This is a genomic window from Streptomyces sp. CO7, from assembly GCF_053474865.1.
Genome location: NZ_JBRIOU010000002.1, coordinates 511,262 through 513,930 on the forward strand (window position 1 = coordinate 511,262; position 2,669 = coordinate 513,930).

At 74.6% G+C, this 2,669-nt stretch carries 5 protein-coding genes; 3 read left to right on the plus strand and 2 right to left on the minus strand.

The window, feature by feature from the left end:
* On the plus strand, positions 1-181 hold a 181-nt coding region (locus ACOV8S_RS04245), incomplete at its 5' end, for a hypothetical protein (protein ID WP_448316176.1).
* 105 nt (positions 182-286) lie between these two features.
* Here the strand turns inward: ACOV8S_RS04245 and ACOV8S_RS04250 are convergent.
* Positions 287-562: a hypothetical protein gene (locus ACOV8S_RS04250; RefSeq protein ID WP_448316177.1), complete on the minus strand. Its 276-nt coding sequence runs from the start codon at positions 560-562 to the stop codon at positions 287-289.
* 96 nt (positions 563-658) lie between these two features.
* Positions 659-964 (minus strand): hypothetical protein, encoded by a 306-nt coding sequence (locus ACOV8S_RS04255; protein WP_448316178.1) that lies wholly within the window; start codon positions 962-964, stop codon positions 659-661.
* 161 nt (positions 965-1,125) lie between these two features.
* On the opposite strand from ACOV8S_RS04255, the gene ACOV8S_RS04260 reads away from it, so the two are divergent.
* On the plus strand, positions 1,126-1,776 hold the full coding sequence (locus ACOV8S_RS04260) for a GntR family transcriptional regulator (RefSeq protein ID WP_382549890.1): 651 nt from the start codon (positions 1,126-1,128) through the stop codon (positions 1,774-1,776).
* 68 nt (positions 1,777-1,844) lie between these two features.
* Positions 1,845-2,669, plus strand: an 825-nt coding sequence (locus tag ACOV8S_RS04265; protein ID WP_448316179.1) for a dihydrodipicolinate synthase family protein, incomplete at its 3' end; no start/stop codon positions are given.

Consider the following 2,669-nt stretch of genomic DNA (forward strand, 5'->3'; position numbering starts at 1 on the left):
CCGCCCCTGGGCCCAACTGCCGTGCCTGAGACCGACGGTCGTCCCGAAGCCCGATCACCGCCAGCCAGTCCGACCGCCGTTCCAGAGCCTGATCGCCGTCCCGGATTCCGATCGCCGGGTCTGGGGCCGGCTGCCGCGCCTGGACCCGGCCGCCTTCCCCGCGCCCGATCACCGCCCGTGAGTCCGGCCGCCGTCCCGGAGCCCGGTGGCTGCCGCTGGGCCCAACTGCCGTGCCTGACGCCGGCCGTGGCCCGGCCAGCGCGCGCCGCCGCCAGGCCCCGCGCCCTCACGCGGCCGGGGTGCCGTCGCCTCCCGCCGCGGGCACGACGCGGCCGGTCCACGACGCGGGCTCCCGCGGCGGATCCCACGTCACCTCGACCTCGGTCCCGTGGAGGTCCCGTGCGAACTCCCGCACCCTGGTGGCCGCGGCAGCCCGCGCCTCGCCCGGGTCCGCGTCCACCGGCACGTCCTCCAGGCGTCCGCACAGCAGCCCGCCCTCCACGGTGGAGACGCTGTGGCGCCACCCGTCCGCTGTCGCCAGCAGGACGATGCCGTTCGGCATGCCGAGGGGAGGCCTCGCCCTCTTCCGCTTCACGCGTCCGGCCGCGACGTCATCGCACACCCTCGGCCCCGTGGCGGGTCGCCACGGGCCCCGGGGTCATCGCCGGCCGGCCAGGCGGTCGCGGACGGCGGCGTCGCAGTCCTCGGCGCCGGCCTCGGCCCGCGTGACGTTCCGCACGTCCACCGACCGGCCCTCCTGCCTGGCCTCGGTCAGTGTCCTCTCGACGTCCGCGACGTACGCGGCGCACTCGGCGCCGACAGGTCCCCCGGGCTCCCGCGAGGCGGGCGCCGGGACCGGTGCCGGGGAGGCTTCGAGCGCGAGGGTGGCGACAAGGCTCGCCCCGCACAACACCGCCCACACGGCGACCAGGACGCGGTGGTTCTTCCAGGCCGGCGGCTGCATCCCGACATCCTACGGGCACCTAGTGCGGCACAACTCCCCCCGGAAACACGGGTTTTCCTCGTCCGAAGCGTTGACGAAACAACGCCACGGCCCTAGCTTCGTCGCGTCGTACTTCGTACGTCATATATGAGACGCGATACGTCGGATACGAAAGAGAGCCCATGGCCTTCGCCGCCCCCGCTCCCATCCCCTCGCGCACCCAGTACGTACTGGACGCGATCAAGCACGGCATCCTGACCGGGCAGCTCGTGCCCGGTCAGGCGCTGGTGGAGGCCGAGCTCGCCGCGCGGTTCGGGGTGTCCAAGACGCCGGTGCGCGAGGCGCTCAAGACGCTGGCCGGCACCGGGCTCGTGGTGATGAGCCAGTACAAGGGCGTCACCGTGCGCGAGGTGGACGCGGCGATGGCCCACCAGGTGTACGACGTCCGCCTGCTGCTCGAGCCGGAGGCGCTGCGGCGCACCATCGCCCGCCAGGCGTCCCTGGACGTCGCCGCGGATGCGCTGGTGCGGGCCGACGAGGCCGAGGACAACGCCCAACGCAGCCTCGCCAACCGGGAGTTCCACCGAGCCCTGTACGTGCCCTGCGGCAACCCGCTGCTCGCCCGGATGCTCGACGAGGTCCGCGACCAGGCAGCGCTCGTCTCCGCGGTGGTGTGGGGCGCCATCCCCTCCTGGGAGCGGGAGGCCGCCGAGCACCGGGAGATCCTGCGGCTGGCCCGGGCCGGCGACGCGGACGGCGCGGCCCGCGCCCTGCACGACCACATCGCCTCCTTCGTCCACCGGGCGTTCCCCGAGGAGGAGGCCGCCATGTGACAGGGAGCGGTCGGGCCCAGCAGACGCAGGTGCACGGACATCGTCACGGAGAAGAAAGGGCGGCCTCGATGGCGCACGCGGACCACACTCCTCTCAGGGCAGCACTGGCCGACGTCGTCGCGATCCCCGCGACGCCGTTCGACGCCGACGGCGGCCTCGACCTCGCCGCCCACCGGGTGCTGCTGCGCCGCCTGCTGGACGCGGGCGTGCGCACCCTCACCCCGAACGGCAACACCGGGGAGTTCTACACGCTGACCCCTCAGGAGCGGCGCACCGTCACCGAGGTGACGGTGGAGGAGGCGGGGGACCGGGCGACGATCGTCGTCGGCGTCGGCCACGACGTGCCGGCCGCCGTGGCCGCCGCCGTTCACGCCCGCGAGGCGGGCGCGCGGATGGTCATGGTCCACCAGCCCGTCCACCCCTATGTCTCGCGCGACGGCTGGATCGCCTACCACCGCGCGGTCGCCGAGGCGGTGCCGGAGCTGGGCGTCGTCCCCTACATCCGCAACCCGCACCTGGACGGCGGGGCCCTCGCCGAACTGGGCGCGCGCTGCCCCAACGTGGTCGGCGTGAAGTACGCGGTGCCGGACGCCGCGCACTTCGCCGCCTTCGCCCGCGACGCGGGTCTGGAACGCTTCGTGTGGGTGGCCGGCCTCGCCGAGCTGTACGCGCCGGCCTACTGGTCCGGCGGGGCCACCGGATTCACCTCGGGGCTGGTCAACGTCGCCCCCGCCCTGTCCCTCGCGATGCTGGACGCCCTGCGCGGCGGCGATCTGCCGGCCGCCATGGAGGTGTGGGAGCGGGTCCGGCCGTTCGAGGAGCTGCGCGCCGACCGGCAGTCCGCGGACAACGTGAGCGTCGTCAAGGAGGCCCTCGCCGCGCTGGGTCTGTGC